The organism is Planococcus sp. SSTMD024 (assembly GCF_041320495.1).
Lineage (GTDB): Bacteria > Bacillota > Bacilli > Bacillales_A > Planococcaceae > Planococcus.
Genome location: NZ_JBGGNS010000004.1, coordinates 1 through 15179, shown reverse-complemented (window position 1 = coordinate 15179; position 15179 = coordinate 1). Strand labels below are relative to the sequence as shown.

At 47.8% G+C, this 15179-nt stretch carries 23 protein-coding genes; all 23 read left to right on the top strand.

Translation table 11 applies throughout. From position 1 onward, the window contains the following. The first annotated feature begins 16 nt into the window (after positions 1-16). The 23 genes from rpsH (at position 17) to AB9R92_RS00305 (ending at position 14889) form a co-directional block, all read left to right on the top strand. Positions 17-415: a 30S ribosomal protein S8 gene (gene rpsH, locus AB9R92_RS00415; RefSeq protein ID WP_068459709.1), complete on the top strand. Its 399-nt coding sequence runs from the start codon at positions 17-19 to the stop codon at positions 413-415. Positions 416-445: 30 nt separating this feature from the next. Continuing rightward, entirely contained in the window at positions 446-985 is a 540-nt protein-coding gene (rplF, locus tag AB9R92_RS00410) for a 50S ribosomal protein L6 (RefSeq protein ID WP_370667608.1), read from the top strand. Between the two features lie 33 nt (positions 986-1018). Continuing rightward, on the top strand, positions 1019-1381 hold the full coding sequence (gene rplR / locus AB9R92_RS00405; protein WP_058382150.1) for a 50S ribosomal protein L18: 363 nt from the start codon (positions 1019-1021) through the stop codon (positions 1379-1381). Between the two features lie 20 nt (positions 1382-1401). Then, complete coding sequence (gene rpsE / locus AB9R92_RS00400) at positions 1402-1902, top strand: 30S ribosomal protein S5 (RefSeq protein WP_058382149.1); 501 nt, start codon at positions 1402-1404, stop codon at positions 1900-1902. Positions 1903-1916: 14 nt separating this feature from the next. Next, the gene (gene rpmD / locus AB9R92_RS00395; protein ID WP_058382148.1) at positions 1917-2099 is read left to right on the top strand and encodes a 50S ribosomal protein L30; all 183 of its coding nucleotides are present in this window, start codon (positions 1917-1919) and stop codon (positions 2097-2099) included. 33 nt (positions 2100-2132) lie between these two features. Then, positions 2133-2573, top strand: a complete 441-nt coding sequence (gene rplO, locus AB9R92_RS00390; RefSeq protein ID WP_370667607.1) for a 50S ribosomal protein L15 — start codon at positions 2133-2135, stop codon at positions 2571-2573. Then, positions 2573-3868 (top strand): preprotein translocase subunit SecY, encoded by a 1296-nt coding sequence (gene secY, locus AB9R92_RS00385; protein ID WP_370667606.1) that lies wholly within the window; start codon positions 2573-2575, stop codon positions 3866-3868. Before rplO ends, secY begins: the two co-directional genes overlap by 1 nt. Positions 3869-3925: 57 nt before the next feature. Continuing rightward, entirely contained in the window at positions 3926-4579 is a 654-nt protein-coding gene (locus AB9R92_RS00380) for an adenylate kinase (RefSeq protein ID WP_370667605.1), read from the top strand. 403 nt (positions 4580-4982) lie between these two features. Further along, a complete protein-coding gene (gene infA, locus AB9R92_RS00375) occupies positions 4983-5201 on the top strand; it encodes a translation initiation factor IF-1 (protein WP_006828950.1) in 219 nt (72 codons plus the stop codon). A 37-nt stretch (positions 5202-5238) separates the two neighbouring features. After that, positions 5239-5352: a 50S ribosomal protein L36 gene (gene rpmJ, locus AB9R92_RS00370; protein WP_006828951.1), complete on the top strand. Its 114-nt coding sequence runs from the start codon at positions 5239-5241 to the stop codon at positions 5350-5352. 24 nt (positions 5353-5376) lie between these two features. Further along, positions 5377-5742 carry a 30S ribosomal protein S13 gene (gene rpsM / locus AB9R92_RS00365; RefSeq protein ID WP_058382144.1) on the top strand — a complete coding sequence of 122 codons (366 nt, stop codon included), beginning with the start codon at positions 5377-5379 and terminating at the stop codon, positions 5740-5742. Positions 5743-5767: 25 nt separating this feature from the next. After that, complete coding sequence (gene rpsK, locus AB9R92_RS00360; protein ID WP_058382143.1) at positions 5768-6157, top strand: 30S ribosomal protein S11; 390 nt, start codon at positions 5768-5770, stop codon at positions 6155-6157. 127 nt (positions 6158-6284) lie between these two features. Then, positions 6285-7229 (top strand): DNA-directed RNA polymerase subunit alpha, encoded by a 945-nt coding sequence (locus AB9R92_RS00355; protein ID WP_058382142.1) that lies wholly within the window; start codon positions 6285-6287, stop codon positions 7227-7229. A 45-nt stretch (positions 7230-7274) separates the two neighbouring features. Next, positions 7275-7649 (top strand): 50S ribosomal protein L17, encoded by a 375-nt coding sequence (gene rplQ, locus AB9R92_RS00350; RefSeq protein ID WP_058382141.1) that lies wholly within the window; start codon positions 7275-7277, stop codon positions 7647-7649. Positions 7650-7987: 338 nt separating this feature from the next. After that, the gene (locus AB9R92_RS00345; protein WP_370667604.1) at positions 7988-8836 is read left to right on the top strand and encodes an energy-coupling factor ABC transporter ATP-binding protein; all 849 of its coding nucleotides are present in this window, start codon (positions 7988-7990) and stop codon (positions 8834-8836) included. Beyond that, the gene (locus tag AB9R92_RS00340) at positions 8812-9684 is read left to right on the top strand and encodes an energy-coupling factor ABC transporter ATP-binding protein (protein WP_370667603.1); all 873 of its coding nucleotides are present in this window, start codon (positions 8812-8814) and stop codon (positions 9682-9684) included. The genes AB9R92_RS00345 and AB9R92_RS00340 overlap by 25 nt, the downstream gene beginning before the upstream one ends. Beyond that, positions 9681-10478: an energy-coupling factor transporter transmembrane component T family protein gene (locus AB9R92_RS00335; RefSeq protein ID WP_370667602.1), complete on the top strand. Its 798-nt coding sequence runs from the start codon at positions 9681-9683 to the stop codon at positions 10476-10478. The genes AB9R92_RS00340 and AB9R92_RS00335 overlap by 4 nt, the downstream gene beginning before the upstream one ends. 63 nt (positions 10479-10541) lie before the next feature. After that, positions 10542-11279, top strand: a complete 738-nt coding sequence (truA, locus tag AB9R92_RS00330; RefSeq protein WP_370667601.1) for a tRNA pseudouridine(38-40) synthase TruA — start codon at positions 10542-10544, stop codon at positions 11277-11279. Positions 11280-11495: 216 nt separating this feature from the next. Beyond that, entirely contained in the window at positions 11496-11933 is a 438-nt protein-coding gene (gene rplM, locus AB9R92_RS00325; RefSeq protein ID WP_058382136.1) for a 50S ribosomal protein L13, read from the top strand. A gap of 29 nt (positions 11934-11962) precedes the next feature. Further along, positions 11963-12355, top strand: coding sequence for a 30S ribosomal protein S9 (gene rpsI / locus AB9R92_RS00320; protein ID WP_058382135.1), 393 nt, complete (start codon positions 11963-11965; stop codon positions 12353-12355). A gap of 91 nt (positions 12356-12446) precedes the next feature. Further along, the gene (locus tag AB9R92_RS00315; RefSeq protein WP_370667600.1) at positions 12447-12887 is read left to right on the top strand and encodes a VOC family protein; all 441 of its coding nucleotides are present in this window, start codon (positions 12447-12449) and stop codon (positions 12885-12887) included. A gap of 101 nt (positions 12888-12988) precedes the next feature. Further along, positions 12989-14062, top strand: a complete 1074-nt coding sequence (locus AB9R92_RS00310; protein ID WP_370667599.1) for an Mrp/NBP35 family ATP-binding protein — start codon at positions 12989-12991, stop codon at positions 14060-14062. A 146-nt stretch (positions 14063-14208) separates the two neighbouring features. Further along, positions 14209-14889 (top strand): KinB-signaling pathway activation protein, encoded by a 681-nt coding sequence (locus tag AB9R92_RS00305; protein WP_370667598.1) that lies wholly within the window; start codon positions 14209-14211, stop codon positions 14887-14889. Positions 14890-15179 lie beyond the last annotated feature (290 nt).

Sequence of the window (15179 nt, the reverse complement as noted above, 5' to 3'; positions counted from 1 at the left end):
GAAGGAGGTAAATGTAATGACAATGACAGATCCGATTGCAGATATGCTGACACGCATTCGTAATGCAAACATGGTTCGTCACGAGAAATTGGAGCTTCCGGCTTCCAACGTGAAAAAAGACATCGCTGAAATCCTGAAGCGCGAAGGTTTCGTACGTGACGTAGAATATGTTGAAGATGATAAACAAGGCATGATCCGCATTTTCCTTAAATACGGTGCCAACAACGAACGCGTCATCACTGGCTTGAAACGCATTTCAAAACCAGGACTACGTGTATACGCTAAAACTGACGAGGTGCCTCGTGTACTAAACGGTCTTGGAATCGCTCTAGTATCGACATCACAAGGTTTGGTAACTGATAAAGAAGCCCGCGCGAAAAAAATCGGCGGCGAAATCATAGCTTACGTTTGGTAAGAAGCAACAAACGAATGGAGGTGCAACAGAATGTCACGTGTAGGTAAAAAACCAATCGAGGTTCCTGCTAACGTTACCGTTACTGTCGGAAACGACAACAACGTAACTGTAAAAGGGCCTAAAGGCGAGCTTACTCGCTCGTTTAACTCAGATATCACAATCACGCAGGAAGACAATGTTTTGACATTGTCACGCCCATCAGATTCCAAAGACCACCGCACAATCCACGGCACAACCCGTGCATTGCTCGCGAACATGGTTACTGGAGTATCTGAAGGCTTCTCCCGCTCACTTGAACTAGTCGGTGTAGGTTACCGTGCCCAGCTCCAAGGCAAGAAATTGGTCTTGAACGTTGGATACTCTCATCCGGTGGAATTCACTCCGGAAGAAGGAATCGAAATCGAAGTACAAGGCAACACGAAAGTCGTCGTTAAAGGAATCAACAAAGAGATGGTCGGAGCACTTGCTTCAAACATCCGTGCTACTCGCCCGCCAGAGCCGTATAAAGGCAAAGGGATCCGTTACGAAGACGAAAAAGTTCGCCGCAAAGAAGGTAAAACAGGTAAATAATGCTGCTTAGGCAGGCTGAAAGGAGTGACCTCAGTGATTACGAAACTCGATAAAAACGCATCCCGTAAAAAACGTCACGCTCGCGTACGTTCTAAAATCACGGGAACAGCTGAACGTCCGCGCTTGAACGTTTTCCGTTCAAACAAATACATCTACGCTCAATTGATCGACGATGTAAACGGCGTAACGCTTGCTAGCGCATCATCTGCAGATAAAGATTTTTCTCTTGAAACAAAAGGCAACGTCGAAGCGGCTGCTCAAGTCGGCGAAACGATTGCAAAACGCGCAGTGGAAAACGGCTTGAAATCAGTTGTTTTTGACCGCGGTGGTTATCTATATCATGGCCGTGTGAAAGCTTTGGCTGAATCCGCACGTGAAAACGGCTTAGAATTCTAAAAGAAGGAGGGACACATATAATGCGTCGTATTGATCCAAACAAACTTGAACTTGAAGAACGCGTAGTTACGATTAACCGCGTAGCGAAAGTTGTAAAAGGTGGACGTCGTTTCCGTTTCTCCGCATTGGTTGTTGTAGGCGACAAAAATGGTAAAGTCGGTTTTGGTACTGGGAAAGCACAAGAAGTTCCAGAAGCAATCCGTAAAGCTATTGAAGATGCGAAGAAGAACTTAATCGAAGTACCTATGGTTAAAGGTACTACTCCACATCTAGTGACCGGGCGCTTCGGTGCCGGCTCGATTCTTATCAAACCTGCTTCACCAGGTACTGGTGTTATTGCTGGTGGTCCTGTTCGTGCGGTATTAGAGCTTGCAGGAGTACAAGACATCTTGTCTAAATCTCTTGGTTCTAACACACCGATCAACATGGTCCGTGCTACTATCAACGGTTTGACTCAACTGAAGAGCGCTGATGAAGTTGCAAAACTTCGCGGCAAAACTACAGAAGAGTTATTCCAATAAGGGAGGGAAATTACATGGCTACTAAACTAGAAATTACCCTCACTAAATCCGTGATCGGTTCAAAGCCGACACAACGCAAAACAGTCCAGTCACTAGGCCTGCGCAAAATGCATCAAACAGTTGAGCACCAAGACAACGCGGCAGTTCGCGGAATGCTTGATAAAGTCGCTCACTTAGTAACTATTAAAGAAGTTTAATCCCTGATTTCTATAGAAGGAGGTGCCAACCACATGAAACTTCACGAATTAAAACCAGCAGAAGGTTCACGCAGCTCACGCAAGCGTATCGGACGCGGAATCGGTTCAGGTACTGGTAAAACTGCCGGTAAAGGTCACAAAGGTCAAAAAGCCCGTTCAGGCGGCGGTGTCCGTCCAGGATTCGAGGGTGGTCAAAACCCATTGTTCCGTCGTTTGCCGAAGCGTGGATTCACGAACATCAACCGTAAAGACTACTCTGTTGTAAACCTTGACGTGTTGAACCGTTTCGAAGAAGGCACAGAAATTACACCTGCATTGTTGATCGAAACAGGTGTTGTGAGCAAGGAGCGTTCTGGTATCAAGATCCTTGGTAACGGAAGCTTGGACAAGAAATTGTCTGTACAAGCCCACAAATTCTCTGCATCAGCTAAAGAAGCTATTGAAGCTGCCGGCGGTCAAACCGAGGTGCTTTAATGTTTCAGACAATCTCTAATCTTATGCGCGTATCTGATATTCGAAATAAAATTTTCTTTACTTTAGCAATGCTCATCATCTTCCGTATCGGGACATTCGTTCCGGTGCCGAACGTTGATGCGTCAGTACTCCAAGCTACGGATCAGATGGGTCTGATCGGTTTCTTGAATACTTTCGGCGGAGGCGCCCTGGCCAACTTCTCGATTTTGGCGATGGGAATCATGCCTTACATCACAGCATCGATCATCGTGCAGCTTCTGCAAATGGATGTTGTGCCGAAATTTGCTGAGTGGGCGAAACAAGGCGAAGTCGGAAGACGGAAACTTGCTCAATTCACTCGTTACTTTACAATCGTTCTTGCCTTTATCCAGGCGATCGGCATGTCTTATGGATTCAACCAAATGTACGGAGGTACATTGATCCAAGACGACTCGATTGCGACATATGTGGTAATCGCCATCGTACTGACAGCAGGAACAGCATTTCTATTGTGGCTTGGTGAGCAGATCACGGCAAAAGGCGTGGGGAACGGTATTTCGATTATCATCTTCGCAGGGATTGTCGCTGCAGTACCAGGAGCAATTAACCAACTTTATGCGCAGCAGATCCAGGGAGCTGGCGATCAGCTGCCGATCAATATTGCCATCATGGCATTGCTCGCACTCGCAGTTGTTGCAATTACTGTATTGGTCATTTACGTTCAACAAGCGTTGCGTAAAATCCCGATCCAGTATGCCAAACGTGTCGCTGGCCGTGGCCAGAGCTCAAATGGGCAGCAAACGCATTTACCTTTGAAAGTAAACGCGGCCGGAGTTATCCCGGTAATCTTTGCAGTGGCGTTCATCATTACGCCGCAAACTATCGCTTCTTTCTTTGGTGCCAACGCGTTTACGGAGGCAATCCAGAATACGTTTGATTACACGCGTCCTGTCGGCATGATCATTTATGTCGCCTTGATCATTGCATTCACGTATTTCTATGCATTCATTCAGGTCAATCCTGAAAACGTGGCGGACAACTTGAAAAAGCAAGGTGCATACATTCCGGGAATCCGTCCGGGTAAAAATACGCAAGATTATTTAACAAGTGTGCTTTACCGTTTGACTTTTGTTGGAGCTATCTTCCTGTCAGTCATTTCGGTTCTGCCGATTTTCTTCATCAATGTCGCAAACCTGCCTCAATCTGCACAGATTGGCGGCACCAGTTTGCTGATTGTCGTCGGGGTAGCCCTGGAGACGATGAAGCAATTGGAATCGCAGCTTGTGAAACGTCATTACAAAGGCTTTATGAAATAATCAATGGAGAGGAACGTGAAAACGTTCCTTATCCACTTGTCTGAGGGGGCAAAACGTATGAATATTGTGTTGATGGGTCTACCAGGTGCCGGCAAAGGCACGCAAGCAGACGAAATTGTCAAGAAGTACGACATCCCTCATATTTCGACAGGCGATATGTTCCGCGCAGCTATCAAAGGCGGCACGGCACTGGGCCTGGAAGCAAAGTCGTTCATGGATCAAGGTGCCTTGGTGCCTGACGAAGTGACGATCGGTATCGTCCGAGAGCGACTCAGCCAGGCGGATTGTGAGAAAGGCTTCCTATTGGACGGCTTTCCACGCACAGTCCCTCAAGCTGAGGCGCTGGAATCTCTTCTGGCTGATCTTGGCAAACGAATCGAGCATGTCGTAAACATCCAAGTTGAACAAGACGAATTGATTGCACGTTTAACAGGCCGTTGGATTTGCAAAGTTTGTGGAACTGCTTACCATACTGTCTTCAATCCACCTGCTGTTGCGGGTGTGTGCGATAAAGATGGCGGAGAGCTCTACCAACGCGAAGACGACAAGCCTGAAACCGTCACGAAGCGTTTAGAAGTTAACATGCAACAAACTCAGCCACTTCTCGACTTCTATGAAGAAAAGAACGTGCTGACCAATATAGATGGACAGCAGGACATTGATAAAGTATTTGCTGACATTGATGCTCTTCTAAAGGGCGACCGAGGCTAAGTCCCGGCGCCGGGCGCAGTTAGTTGCCTCCATGTGGCTTTAAGGAGCACCGGAGATATGAATTTTCGTGAGCTGCAAAAGCAAACAAGGCCTGATTATATGAAACCGGTGAGGCTCGTTGCTCCGTGCAATTCCGCACCGGAGGTAGTATAATGGGTTTCGTGGAAGCATCTGTGTAACGGGTTTGGAACTCATCCAAGGCAGTCCGGGCAGTCGAGGATACGTGGGTCAGACTGATCAACCGGATCCCGCAAACTCCGCTGTCATAAGTGGAGCGAGGAACCCGGAGAAGGTCTTTCAAATGTCACTCGTGCATTCCTTGTGAATGGATAAGAATTATTCAATCAGCAAATACTGTTTGAAGATGAGTACCTGATTTGTATACAGAAGGGAGACTGGGTCGATGGCGAAAGACGATGTAATTGAAATCGAAGGAACAGTCGTTGAGACTTTGCCTAACGCGATGTTTAAAGTGGAGCTTGAAAACGGCCATACGATTCTTGCGCACGTATCAGGCAAGATTCGCATGCATTTCATCCGCATTCTGCCAGGAGATAAAGTGACAGTGGAACTTTCTCCTTACGATTTAACACGCGGTCGCATCACATACCGTTTTAAATAATCTTTTGCACTCCGGACTACTAAGGAGGTTGGGTTAGATGAAAGTGAGACCATCTGTTAAACCGATCTGCGAAAAATGTAAAGTTATTCGCAGAAACGGTAAAGTAATGGTAATCTGTGAAAATCCGAAACATAAACAAAGACAAGGTTAATAAAGAAGGAGGTGCATCGCACACATGGCACGTATTTCTGGTGTTGACATTCCGCGCGACAAACGCGTTGTAATTTCATTGACTTATATCTACGGTGTTGGGAAAACAACTGCTCAGAAAGTTCTTTCTGGTGCTGGTGTTTCTGAAGAGACTCGCGTTCGCGATCTTACAGAAGACGAGTTGAACAATATCCGTGAACAATTGGATCAGTACAAAATCGAAGGTGACCTTCGCCGTGAAGTTTCCATGAACATCAAACGTTTGATGGAAATCGCTAGCTTCCGTGGTATCCGCCACCGTCGCGGTCTTCCGGTTCGTGGTCAAAATACGAAGAACAACGCGCGTACGCGTAAAGGTCCTCGTAAAACTGTAGCTAACAAGAAAAAATAATCAGTAAAGGAGGTTGTTTCTTAACATGGCACGTAAACAACAAACTCGTAAGCGTCGTGTGAAAAAGAATATCGAATCCGGTATTGCTCACATCCGCTCAACATTCAATAACACAATTGTTACGATCACTGATATGCAAGGTAACGCAGTATCATGGTCTTCGGCTGGTGCTCTAGGATTCCGTGGTTCACGTAAATCCACTCCATTCGCTGCCCAAATGGCTGCTGAAACTGCTGCAAAAACTTCCATGGAACATGGTTTGAAAACTTTGGAAGTAACTGTTAAAGGTCCTGGTTCAGGTCGCGAAGCTGCTATCCGTGCGCTTCAAGCTGCTGGATTGGAAGTTACTGCAATTAGAGACGTAACTCCAGTTCCTCACAACGGCTGCCGCCCGCCAAAACGCCGTCGCGTATAATCGTTGGTCTGAGTAGGATTTTTGAACATCACGACTTACTAAATGTGTTCTGAATCGTAGCGAAAGTCTGTGACTATCGAATTCTTATGCAACGAAAATACCGACGTTTTGAAGGAGGGTAAACTGAATGCTCGAAATAGAAAAACCAAAAATTGAAACGGTTGAGATCGACAGCAATGCCAAATACGGCAAATTTGTTGTTGAACCCCTTGAGCGTGGATATGGTACCACTTTAGGTAACTCCTTACGTCGAATCTTACTTTCATCTTTACCTGGCGCAGCTGTTACTTCGATCCAAATTGATGGCGTCTTGCATGAATTCTCCACTGTCGAAGGTGTAGAAGAAGATGTAGCCTCTATCATTTTGAACATCAAGAAGCTCGCTTTGAAAATTTACTCTGACGAAGAAAAAGTCATTGAAATTGATGTAAAAGGTGACGGAACGGTTACGGCTGCAGATATCACTCACGATAGTGACGTGGAAATTCTGAATCCGGATCTATATATTGCAACAATCGCGAAAGACGGCCACTTGCGCATGCGCATGTATGCAAACCGCGGCCGTGGATATGCCCGTGCAGATCAGAACAAACGTGAAGATCTTCCAATCGGCGTTATCCCGATTGACTCTATTTACACGCCAGTTTCACGCGTCAATTTCCAAGTGGAAAATACCCGTGTGGGCCAACTCGCTCATTTCGATAAATTAACCCTCGATGTCTGGACAGATGGAAGCATCGGTCCCAAAGAGGCAATTGCGCTTGGCGCGAAAATTTTCACTGAACATCTGAACATCTTCGTAGGATTGACGGATGAGGCTCAAACAGCTGAAATCATGGTTGAAAAAGAAGAAGACCAAAAAGAGAAAGTGCTTGAGATGACTATCGAAGAGCTTGATCTTTCGGTTCGTTCTTATAACTGCCTGAAGCGTGCCGGCATTAACACTGTCCACGAATTGGCCAACAAGTCGGAAGACGACATGATGAAAGTTCGCAACCTCGGACGCAAATCACTTGAAGAAGTGAAAGTGAAGTTGGAAGATCTAGGTCTTGGCCTTCGTAAAGAAGACTGATTGCCCGATTCTTTCTGAACTATTCAACAAAGGAGGGAAACTTCAATGAGAAAACTTCAACGTACAAGTTCTCAACGTAAAGCGCTTTTGCGTGACCTTACGACTGACCTAATCGTTCACGAGCGCATTCAGACAACTGAAGCCCGTGCAAAAGAAGTCCGTTCAACTGTAGAAAAAATGATCACGCTTGGTAAGCGCGGAGATATCCACGCACGCCGTAAAGCTGCTGCATACATTCGCCGTGAACTTGTGACTTCGACTGACGAAGAAGGCAACGAAAACACAATCTTTGCTTTGCAAAAATTGTTTGATGATGTTGCACCACGTTACGCTGACCGTCAAGGCGGCTACACGCGCATCATGAAAATGGGGCCTCGTCGCGGAGATGGCGCACCAATCGTAATTATTGAATTGGTTTAATCAGTTGAAGAGGGTTCATAGCCCTCTTCTTTTAGCATCATGATTTATACGACAATATGAAAAGCTGAGTGTTATGATGAGCGAGCCTTCGGGCGGCGTCTCGTCTAGCTCTACGCACCTCATTCAACCGGCGGCTTAAGCACCCGCAGGAGCCATAGAGACAGAAAAGCGCATACTCTGAATGAGGTGCGCGCTTTTTTTATTTATTGATGAATTAATTTTCAGTGTTGATATTCCATATAAGGGAATATGAGCAGTGCAAGTTAAGCGTGGCTAAAAAGTTCCGTTTTACAGCACATAAGAGAAGAGTAGAGAAAGTTTAGAGGAGGCTTCAACACATGAAGGGAAGCATTTTGTCATTTGAACAAGTGACATTCACATACGTGCCGGAAGACGCATCGGTCAAGCCGGCTGTCTCGGATCTGTCGTTCTCGATTGGGGAAGGGGAATGGGTGGCGCTTGTCGGCCATAACGGATCAGGCAAGTCGACGATCGCCAAACTGATGAACGGGTTGTTGTTCCCGCAGCAAGGAACAGTCAAGGCGATGGGGCTGATAATGTCTGAAGAAAGCTTGTGGGACATCCGCTCGCAGATGGGAATGGTGTTCCAGAATCCAGACAATCAATTCGTCGGGGCAACGGTGCAAGATGATGTGGCGTTCGCGCTCGAGAACAACGGCGTCCCACACGAAGAAATGGTCGTGCGTGTCCGTGAATCATTGCAGCAAGTAAAGATGGCGGATTACCTCGACCATGAACCGCATCACCTATCCGGGGGGCAAAAGCAGCGTGTGGCGATTGCCGGGGCACTGGCTTTGCGGCCGCGCCTCCTGATTTTAGATGAAGCCACATCGATGCTCGACCCGCAAGGCCGCCGGGAAGTAATCGAGACGATCCGCGAATTGCGGGAAGCGACAGGCCTCACCGTCTTGTCAATTACCCATGACCTGGAAGAGGCAGCGCTCGCTGACCGTGTATTGGTGATGAATGCCGGGCACAAACAAATGGAAGGCACGCCCGATGAAGTGTTTTCTTCCGGCGAAGAACTGACGGAAATGGGGCTGGACTTGCCGTTTGCGATGCGGATGGCCGGCTTATTGAAACAAGCAGGCGTGCCAATGACCGGTGAATCTATGACAGAACATGAGCTGGTGGAGGAATTATGGACATATTACTCAAGCAAGTAGGTTACAGCTACGCAAAAGATACCCCTTTTGAAAAACGGGCGCTGACAGATGTCACGCTGCACATACCTTCCGGCTCTTACACAGCGATCATCGGGCATACGGGTTCGGGGAAATCGACCGTGCTGCAGCATTTAAATGCCTTATTGCAGCCGACCGAAGGCAGCGTATTGATCGGCGAACGGAAAATTGAAGCGGGGACAAAAGCAAAGAACTTGCGCGATGTGCGGAAAAAAGTCGGCATCGTCTTTCAGTTCCCCGAACAGCAGCTATTTGATGAAACCGTCTTGAAAGATATCATGTTCGGCCCATTGAATTTCGGCGTGCCGGAAGAAGAAGCACGCAGACGGGCCATCGCCTTGGTCGAACAGCTCGGGCTTCCGAATAACGTGCTTGAGAAATCGCCATTTGACTTATCGGGCGGGCAAATGCGCCGCGTCGCCATTGCGGGAGTCTTGGCGATGGAGCCGGATGTACTGGTGCTGGATGAACCGACAGCAGGACTCGACCCGCGCGGACGCCGGGAAATCATGGATTTATTTTACCGCCTGCATAAAGAAAAGGGCTTAACGACCGTCCTCGTGACGCATAGCATGGAAGATGCGGCGCGTTATGCGGATACAGTGGCCATTATGCATAGCGGCAAATGCGTCGCGACAGGCGATGTGCGCGCAGTCTTCGCCAATGAAGAACAGCTCGGCGATTACCGGTTGGAACCGCCGCGCACCGTGCGCATGCAGCGGGAGTTTGAAGAGAAAACCGGCTTGACGCTCGATGAACTTGCGCTGACCGAAGAGGCGCTGGCGCGGTCCATTGCGCAGGCGCTCCAGGAAGGGCGTGAGCCGAAATGATGGAGAAAATGATTTTTGGGCGCTTTATTCCAGGAGACTCGATTGTCCACCGGCTGGACCCAAGAGCCAAGATCCTGTTTGTCTTTTTGTTTATTGCAATCGTTTTTATCGCGAATAACGTCATTACCTATGCGATTTTACTCGGATTCACCTTGCTTTCGGTGTTTTTATCGAAAATTCGGCTGTATTTCTTAATTAACGGCTTAAAACCTGTCTTCATCTTAATGGCTTTTACGTTTTTCCTGCATTTATTCTTTACTGAAGGCGGGGCATTGCTTTTCAGTGTCGGTTTTGTAGACGTCTATGAAGAGGGGCTGCGGCAAGGGATATTCATCTCGATCCGCTTCCTCGTTTTGGTCTTCATGACGAGCATACTGACCTTGACGACTTCACCAATTTCGATCACGGATGGCATCGAGGTGCTGCTTGGGCCGTTCAAGCGCGTCAAACTGCCGGTCCACGAACTGGCGTTGATGATGTCCATTTCACTTCGGTTCATTCCAACCTTGATGGATGAAACCGGAAAGATCTTGAAAGCGCAAATGGCACGCGGCTCGGATATCGGCTCAGGCCCTATCAAAGAACGCATTAAAGCGGTCGTGCCGCTACTCATCCCGTTGTTTGTCAGTGCCTTTAAACGGGCCGAAGATTTAGCGACGGCCATGGAAGTGAGGGGCTACCGCGGGGGAGAAGGGCGGACGCGCTACCGCCAGCTCAACTGGCGCTTTATCGATACACTGAGCCTATTGCTGCTCGTTGGATTTGCCGGACTGCTCTGGTATTTCCGTAGTTGATCAACAGATGCGGTAATACGTTGGAGCCTTGATTATGAAAGCTGCATTAAAAGGAGAGACCTCATGAAACGAATGAAAGCGACGATTGCCTATGACGGCAGCGGATTCGCTGGCTACCAAATTCAGCTGAAAACCCGTACCGTCCAACTGGAGCTGTTGCGCGCGTTGAAAGAATTGCATAAAGGCGAACCGGTCGAAGTGGTGGCAAGCGGAAGGACGGATTCGGGTGTGCATGCGACCGGGCAAGTGATCCATTTCGATACCCCGTTTTCCATGCCGACAGATTCCTGGGTGCGTGCACTCAACGTCCGCCTGCCCCAGGACATCCAGGTCTTTGATGTTGAACAAGCGGATCCGGATTTTCATGCCCGCTACCACGCAAAAGGGAAAGTTTACCGCTATAAGTGGAACCGCGGCAAACTCATCAATCCGTTCAGCCGCAACCACCTTGTCCATGTACCGCAGCAAATCGATGTGGCCCGCATGGAAAAAGCGGCGCAAGCGTTTGTCGGCACGCACGATTTTTCTAGTTTCTGTGCAGCAAATACCAATGTCGTCGATAAAGTAAGAACGATCTGGCGAATTGATTTCGAAGAGCATGGCGAAGAATTGCATATGGTCATCGAAGGGTCCGGCTTTCTCTATAATATGGTGCGCATCATTGCAGGCACATTGCTGGAAGTCGGATTGAATAGAAGAGAACCGGAACAATTGGCTGAAATCATCGCTGCCTGTGATCGCGACGCTGCCGGCAAAACCGCGGCGGCACACGGTTTGTACTTGGAAAAAGTGCATTACTGAGGGTGAAGCAACTTTTCCAGGTGTTTTTCTAAATATCCTTGACTTAAAGCGCAATCCGTTATATGATGATGTATGGTATTTTCATTACCCCCACGATATGCCCCGGAAGGTTATTTGTGTTAAGGGATAAGGAAAACACGGAACAACGGAACCAACATGGAACACTTGGAACTGAATTCTAAAAAAATGAGACGATTCATTAGGAGGACAATATACATGCGTACAACATTCATGGCTAAAGGTCACGAAGTAGAGCGTAAATGGTTGGTTGTCGATGCAGAAGGGCAAACTCTTGGACGTTTGGCTTCTGAAGTCGCTTCAATCTTGCGCGGGAAATACAAACCAACATTCACACCGAACGTCGACACTGGCGATCACGTCATCATCATCAATGCTGACAAAATCCACTTGACTGGTAAAAAACTTACCGACAAAATCTACTACCGCCACACGCAATACACAGGCGGACTTAAGCAGCGCACAGCACTTGAAATGCGCACGAAATACCCTACAAAAATGCTTGAACTAGCGATCAAAGGCATGCTTCCAAAGAACTCTTTGGGCCGCCAAACATTCAAGAAATTGCATGTATACGCTGGACCAGAGCACAACCACCAAGCACAACAGCCTGAAGCTTACACGCTTCGCGGATAATAATCAGTAAATAAGAGGAGGATACACCTTTGGCACAAGTTCAATATATCGGTACAGGTCGCCGTAAAAACTCAACAGCTCGCGTACGTTTGGTACCAGGAGATGGTACAATCACAATCAACAACCGTGACGTATCTGACTACGTTCCATACGAAACGCTTGAGCAAATCATCAAACAACCACTAGTAACTACTGAAACTCTTGGTAGCTACGATGTATTGGTTAACGTAAAAGGCGGCGGGTTCACTGGACAAGCCGGCGCAATCCGTCACGGAATCGCACGCGCTCTACTTACAGTAGACCCAGAATTCCGCGGAGCACTTAAATCTGCTGGATTCCTAACACGTGACCCACGTATGAAAGAACGTAAAAAATACGGTCTTAAAGCGGCACGTCGCGCACCTCAGTTCTCAAAACGTTAATTTTACCTTTCAAAAGCACTTTCCGGTTTTCCGGAAGGTGCTTTTTTGTGTGTTGGCGAACTTTATAGCAAAGTGAAAAGGAGTGGATAGCATGAACCGCATCAATTTGATCTGCCTGGGCGTTCGGGACATGGAAAGGTCGGTAAAGTTCTACCGGGATCACCTGGGCTTCCAAACGGATGAAACAAGCGATAATCCGGGCATCATTTTCTTCAATACTTCAGGCACGAAATTGGAGTTATACCCTTTAGAGGAGTTGGCAAAAGACATCGACGCAAAAAATCCGCCCGTAAAAACCGGCTTCTCAGGAATCACCTTGGCCTATAACGCCAAATCCCGCAACGAAGTGGACCAAGTCATGCAATTGGCCAAAAAAGCGGGAGCGGTGATCGTGAAACAACCAGTTGATGTCTTTTGGGGCGGCTATTCGGGTTATTTCGAGGACCCTGACGGCTATCACTGGGAAGTTGCTTACGGGCCGGGCTTCAAGTTCGACAGCCAGGATATGCTCGACTTCGGGACGAGAGAGTAGCCCTCCGAAAGAGGCAGTCCAGCGAAAAGCCGGAATGGATTTAAAAACGCTTTCACTATGTTATACTGGACTGTAGCAAAAGTGATAAGGAGTGTAGTGGAATGTTAAGTGAAACACAAGTGCGAGAAGCAGTCGGAGCTCTAGAAGATCCGTTTTTACATAGAACCCTTTCGGAAACCAACGGCATCGTGTCGGTAAAAATCAAAGAAGAGAAAAAATACGTCAGCGTCAAACTGGCGATTGCCAAAACGAACACACCGGAACAAATGCAGCTTCAGATGAAAGTCGTGGACGCCATCAAAGGAGTCGGCGCTGATTCTGTCGGCATCCGGTTTGAGGAATTGCCGCCGGAAGCATTGGCACAGTTCCGCGGAACCGCGAATGAGTCTGAAGCGCAGGATTTATTGTCGCCATTGAACAAAGTTGAATTCATTTCCATCGCCAGCGGTAAAGGCGGCGTCGGGAAATCGACCGTCTCCGTTAACTTGGCGATCGCGCTTGCGCGTGCAGGCAAAAAAGTCGGCCTCGTCGATGCAGATATCTACGGCTTCAGTGTGCCGGACATGATGGGCATCGATAAAGCACCGGTTGTTCGCGGCGATACGATCATCCCTGTCGAGCGTTTCGGCGTCAAAGTCATTTCCATGGGCTTCTTCGTCGAAGACAATATGCCTGTTGTCTGGCGTGGCCCGATGCTCGGGAAAGTCTTGGATCAATTCTTCCGCGACGTGGAGTGGGGCGATCTTGACTATCTGCTATTGGACTTGCCGCCAGGTACAGGCGACGTCGCACTCGATATTCACCAAATGCTACCTGCCTCTAAGGAAATCGTCGTCACAACACCGCATCCAACAGCCGCATTCGTTGCAGCCCGCGCAGGAGCGATGGCGTTGCAGACCGATCACGAAGTACTCGGTGTCATCGAGAACATGTCTTGGTTCGAAAGCCAAGCATCCGGCAAAAAAGAATACGTCTTCGGAAAAGGCGGCGGCCCAAAACTTGCAGAAGAATTGCAAGTGCCGCTGCTCGGCCAGATCCCACTTGGCCAGCCAGATTGGAACGAAGAAGATTTCGCACCGTCTGTTTATGCAGAAGATCACCCAACCGGAAAGATTTATGGAGAAATTGCCAACCAAGTCCTCCAGCAATTTGCGAATAAAGAGAACAAGCAGTAAGACACATAATCCGGAAACCGGCTTTCGGTTTCCGGATTTTTATATAGGCGAAAAAGACTTTCAAGGTTTGTTCACAACTCCTCCTGCAGATTGAGGGGTTTGTTGATACAATCGAAAGGAACTTCAAATTAACGGAGGCAATATACGTGACTATACGAAATTGGGTTAAATTTGCATTAACTGCATTACTAATAGGCGGAGGGATTACTGGCTTGCTCGGCATTTTCATCCGCTGGAACGATGTCTTCGCCGAAGCTGCGCAAAACGGGCAATGGGGAGAATTCATCGCTGGCTTTGTATGGATGATCGTCGTTGGACTCACAATGAGCTTGATTGCGCAGATGGGCTTCTTTGCCTATTTGACGATTCACCAGTTCGGCCATAATATGTTCCGCTCGCTGCGGCTGTGGAATTGGGTACAGCTCTTGATCATCGCCATCGTCATCTTCGATTTGATTGTGTTCCGTTTCCTGCCAAACGTCGAGACGGGCGGGCAAGGATTCCTTTATGGAACACTCCTGTTCATCCTGTTGGCGGTATCACTCACAACAGCTTATTTCAAGGCGAAATGGACCGCGAAATCAGCATTCATTTCAGCGTTGTTCTTCATGGTTGTCGTCACGACACTGGAATGGCTGCCGGCTTTAATGGTAAGAGCGGGCAATGTAGACAGCTGGGTGACTTTGTTGTTGTTCCCATTGCTTGCAGTGAACGCTTACCAACTTCTCGTCTTGCCGAAGTATAACGAGAAGTCTGAGGAAGACCGGTTGAAACTTGAAGCGCGCCGGGCTGCCAGAAAAGCACAGGCTGCTGAAAGCAAGAAATGATTTTTCAGAAAAGTTCCGCTTTCTGCCTTTAGGGCAGGGAGCGGGATTTTTTGTTTAGCACCGCGTTTTCGTGAATCGTCAGAAACGCTTTACCTATAGGGTTTGGGCCCTCTTGTGGAGTGATTTAAATAAAGGTGAAAGTTCTTTTGAAAAAAGTTTAGTAAATGCGTTGACATATATTTAAACATGCTTTAATATAATAAAAGTCGTCAGGAACGACAGCAAACATGAACCTTGAAAACTGAACAGCAAAACGTCAACGAAAGACGTCACGAGCGCCTTGGCGCGCG

Coding starts and splice junctions, on each gene's coding strand:
- rpsH (WP_068459709.1), top strand. CDS start 17: ATGACAATGACAGATCCGATTGCAGATATGCTGACACGCATTCGTAAT.
- rplF (WP_370667608.1), top strand. CDS start 446: ATGTCACGTGTAGGTAAAAAACCAATCGAGGTTCCTGCTAACGTTACC.
- rpsE (WP_058382149.1), top strand. CDS start 1,402: ATGCGTCGTATTGATCCAAACAAACTTGAACTTGAAGAACGCGTAGTT.
- rpmD (WP_058382148.1), top strand. CDS start 1,917: ATGGCTACTAAACTAGAAATTACCCTCACTAAATCCGTGATCGGTTCA.
- rplO (WP_370667607.1), top strand. CDS start 2,133: ATGAAACTTCACGAATTAAAACCAGCAGAAGGTTCACGCAGCTCACGC.
- secY (WP_370667606.1), top strand. CDS start 2,573: ATGTTTCAGACAATCTCTAATCTTATGCGCGTATCTGATATTCGAAAT.
- AB9R92_RS00380 (WP_370667605.1), top strand. CDS start 3,926: ATGAATATTGTGTTGATGGGTCTACCAGGTGCCGGCAAAGGCACGCAA.
- infA (WP_006828950.1), top strand. CDS start 4,983: ATGGCGAAAGACGATGTAATTGAAATCGAAGGAACAGTCGTTGAGACT.
- rpmJ (WP_006828951.1), top strand. CDS start 5,239: ATGAAAGTGAGACCATCTGTTAAACCGATCTGCGAAAAATGTAAAGTT.
- rpsM (WP_058382144.1), top strand. CDS start 5,377: ATGGCACGTATTTCTGGTGTTGACATTCCGCGCGACAAACGCGTTGTA.
- rpsK (WP_058382143.1), top strand. CDS start 5,768: ATGGCACGTAAACAACAAACTCGTAAGCGTCGTGTGAAAAAGAATATC.
- AB9R92_RS00355 (WP_058382142.1), top strand. CDS start 6,285: ATGCTCGAAATAGAAAAACCAAAAATTGAAACGGTTGAGATCGACAGC.
- rplQ (WP_058382141.1), top strand. CDS start 7,275: ATGAGAAAACTTCAACGTACAAGTTCTCAACGTAAAGCGCTTTTGCGT.
- AB9R92_RS00345 (WP_370667604.1), top strand. CDS start 7,988: ATGAAGGGAAGCATTTTGTCATTTGAACAAGTGACATTCACATACGTG.
- AB9R92_RS00340 (WP_370667603.1), top strand. CDS start 8,812: ATGGACATATTACTCAAGCAAGTAGGTTACAGCTACGCAAAAGATACC.
- AB9R92_RS00335 (WP_370667602.1), top strand. CDS start 9,681: ATGATGGAGAAAATGATTTTTGGGCGCTTTATTCCAGGAGACTCGATT.
- truA (WP_370667601.1), top strand. CDS start 10,542: ATGAAACGAATGAAAGCGACGATTGCCTATGACGGCAGCGGATTCGCT.
- rplM (WP_058382136.1), top strand. CDS start 11,496: ATGCGTACAACATTCATGGCTAAAGGTCACGAAGTAGAGCGTAAATGG.
- AB9R92_RS00315 (WP_370667600.1), top strand. CDS start 12,447: ATGAACCGCATCAATTTGATCTGCCTGGGCGTTCGGGACATGGAAAGG.
- AB9R92_RS00310 (WP_370667599.1), top strand. CDS start 12,989: ATGTTAAGTGAAACACAAGTGCGAGAAGCAGTCGGAGCTCTAGAAGAT.